Consider the following 2,934-nt stretch of genomic DNA (forward strand, 5'->3'; position numbering starts at 1 on the left):
GGTGGAGGCGACCACCGCCCCGCGCTGCCGAGCGAGCCGCAGCAGGTGGGCCGCCGCCAGCATGGGCTGCACCTGGGCGTCCTGCGGATAGAGCGCGCCCCCGGCGGCCTCGCGGGTCAGCCGTGGTTCGAGGGTGCGGAGTTCGGCCCCGGACACCTCCCGTACGACGACGCCACGGGCCCGCTGCCGCTCGGCCAGCGTTCGCAACGCGGCCAGGGCGGCAGGGGTGGAGGCGACCACCAGCCCGCCCTTCTGCTCGAACTCCCACCACTCGCCGTACGGGCCCAGGTCCTCGCCCCACACCTGCCGCGAGTACCGTGCGAGCTCCAGCTCCGGGCCCGGCTCCTTGTCCGAGACCAGGACGTTTCCCTCGCCCGCGCCCGAGGTGCCGCCCGCGATGGCGCCCCGGTCGACCACCACGACCCGCAGCCCGGCGAGGGTGGCGAACCAGGCGGCGGCCGCGCCGACGACTCCGGCGCCGATGACGACGAGGTCGGCGGTCCTCGGCAAGTCCTGGTGCATCGAGTCCTGGTGTGTCGATTCGTTTCCGCCCGGAGTCATGGGCCACCGGCCCACAGCCCGCGCACATGGCCGATATGGCGGTGCGTCATGGCCTCGGCGCCGCGTGCGTCCCCCGCCTCCACGAGGTCCAGAAGAGCGTGGTGCTCGGCCGCCGACTGGCCGAGCCGCCCGCTCTCCAGCAGGGGAATGAGCCCCAGCAGCCGGGTCTGGGAGCGGAGTTCGGAGACCACGTCCACCAGCCGCCGATTCCCGGCGTAGCCGAGCAGGGTGAGATGGAAGACCCGGTCGGCCTCGATATAGCCGATGAGGTCGCCGCGTTCGGCCGCGTCCACGATGGCCTGGGCCAGCTCCCGCAGGGCGGGCAGATCCCCGGGCGGGATACGGGGGACGGCCTCCCGTACGGTGGGCGGCTCGATGAGCAGACGGATGGACGCCAGGTCGTCCAGGTCCCGCTCGGAGACCTCGGTGACCCGGAACCCCTTGTTGGGCACCGAGACCACCAGCCCCTCCTTCACCAGGTCGAGCATCGCCTCACGGACGGGCGTGGGGGAGACGTCGAAGCGGGCGCCGAGGGCGGGCGCCGAGTAGACGGCGCCGGGGGCGAGTTCACCGGAGATGATGCCCGCGCGCAGGGCGTTTCTGACCCGGTCGCGCAGGCTTTCGCGCTTGTCGAGCGGCTCAATACCGGTGCGGCGTCCACGGGGAGCGGACCCGGTCATGTCCCATCCACCACCGATCTCCCTCCCCTCTCTACACCAGAAACCCGGCCGGGAACGGATCCTCGGGGTCGAGATGGAACTGCGCGGTGCCGGTGATCCACGCCCGCCCCGTGATCGAGGGCACGACGGCGGGCAGCCCCGCCACCGTGGTCTCCTCCAGCAGCCGCCCGATGAACCGCGTCCCGATGAACGACTCGTTCACGAACTCCTCGCCGAGCCCCAGCTCACCGCGTGCGTACAGCTGCGCCATCCGCGCGGAGGTGCCGGTGCCGCAGGGGGAGCGGTCGAACCAGCCCGGGTGGATGGCCATCGCGTGGCGGGAGTGGCGCGCCGTCGAGCCCGGGGCCTGGAGGTAGACATGGCGGCAGCCGGTGATGTCCGGCCGCTCGGGGTGGTGCGGCGGGTCCTGCGCGTTCACCGCGTCCATGATCTTCAGCCCGGCGGTCAGCAACTCCTGCCCCGCCGCCCGGTCGAAGGGCAGCCCGAGGGCGTCCAGCTCCACGATGGCGTAGAAGTTGCCGCCGAACGCGATGTCGTAGCGCACCTCGCCGAAGCCGGGCACCCGCACCGTACGGTCGGTGGCCAGGCAGAACGCGGCCACGTTCCGGATCGTCACCGAGGTGGCGGCCCCGTCGCGCACGGCGACCTCCGCGACCACCAGGCCCGCCGGGGTGTCCAGGCGGATGGTGGTGACCGGCTCCCGCACCTCGACCATCCCGGTCTCGACCAGCACGGTGGCCACGCCGATGGTGCCGTGCCCGCACATGGGCAGCACCCCGGACACCTCGATGAAGAGCACGCCGTGATCCGCGTCCGGCCGGGTCGGCGGCTGGAGGATGGCGCCACTCATCGCGGAGTGGCCGCGCGGCTCGTACATCAGCAGGGTGCGCAGATCGTCGCGGTGCTCGATGAACCACTGCCGGCGCTCGGCCATGGTCGCGCCCGGGAGCGTCCCCACCCCGCCGGTGACCACCCGGGTGGGCATGCCCTCGGTGTGGGACTCCACGGTGTGCAGCACCCGCCGCGACCTCATCGGCGCCCCCTGACGCGTATCCCGGCCCTCACCGGTACGGCGACCCCCACCGGCACGGCCCTCACCGGTACCCCAGCGCGAGCACCGTCTCGGTCTCCCGGACGACGCGGGCCGCCACCTCCCCGGCCAGCCGGGAGCGCGGCGGGCGGCACGGCCCGCCGCGCAGCCCGGCGAGGTCCATGGACGCCTTGATGGCCTGGACGAACTCGGTCCTGGAGTCCCAGCGCAGCAGCGGATGCAGCGCGCGGTACAGCGGCAGCGCCTTCTCCAGGTCCGCGCCGACGCCCGAGGTGGCGAGCCGGTACAGCTCCACGGTGGTGTCGGGAATCGCGTTCGGATACCCGGCGATCCACCCCACGGCCCCGGCGAGCCCCAGCTCCAGCAGGACGTCATCGGCGCCGATCAGCAGATCAAGACCGGGGGCGCGCTCGGCGATCTCGTACGCCCGCCGCACATCCCCGCTGAACTCCTTGACCGCGACGATCAGCCCCTCCGCGTGCAGCTCGGCCAGGAGCTCCGGGGTGAGGTCGACCTTGGTGTCATGGGGGTTGTTGTACGCCACCACCGGCAGCCCGGCGCGCGCCACATCGCGGTAGTGGCCGACCACGGCCTCCCGGTCGGCGCGGTAGCTGTTCGGCGGCAGCGCCAGCACCGCCCGCG

The 2,934-nt window shown here is 73.1% G+C and carries 4 protein-coding genes; all 4 read right to left on the bottom strand.

Annotated features, from left to right (window positions below; all coding sequences use genetic code 11):
• On the bottom strand, nucleotides 1-522 hold a 522-nt coding region (locus tag GWI24_RS42935), incomplete at its 3' end, for an FAD-binding oxidoreductase (RefSeq protein WP_247617674.1).
• 35 nt (nucleotides 523-557) lie between these two features.
• Nucleotides 558-1,241, bottom strand: a complete 684-nt coding sequence (locus GWI24_RS42940) for a GntR family transcriptional regulator (protein WP_210951440.1) — start codon at nucleotides 1,239-1,241, stop codon at nucleotides 558-560.
• Between the two features lie 31 nt (nucleotides 1,242-1,272).
• Nucleotides 1,273-2,274 (bottom strand): proline racemase family protein, encoded by a 1,002-nt coding sequence (locus GWI24_RS42945; protein WP_210951441.1) that lies wholly within the window; start codon nucleotides 2,272-2,274, stop codon nucleotides 1,273-1,275.
• A gap of 61 nt (nucleotides 2,275-2,335) precedes the next feature.
• Nucleotides 2,336-2,934: dihydrodipicolinate synthase family protein (locus tag GWI24_RS42950; RefSeq protein ID WP_210951442.1), on the bottom strand; the 599-nt coding region annotated here is incomplete at its 5' end.

Source organism: Streptomyces sp. MK37H, assembly GCF_018035285.1.
Taxonomy (GTDB): Bacteria; Actinomycetota; Actinomycetes; order Streptomycetales; family Streptomycetaceae; genus Streptomyces; species Streptomyces endocoffeicus.

Coding starts and splice junctions, on each gene's coding strand:
- GWI24_RS42945 (WP_210951441.1), bottom strand. CDS start 2,274: ATGAGGTCGCGGCGGGTGCTGCACACCGTGGAGTCCCACACCGAGGGC.
- GWI24_RS42940 (WP_210951440.1), bottom strand. CDS start 1,241: ATGACCGGGTCCGCTCCCCGTGGACGCCGCACCGGTATTGAGCCGCTC.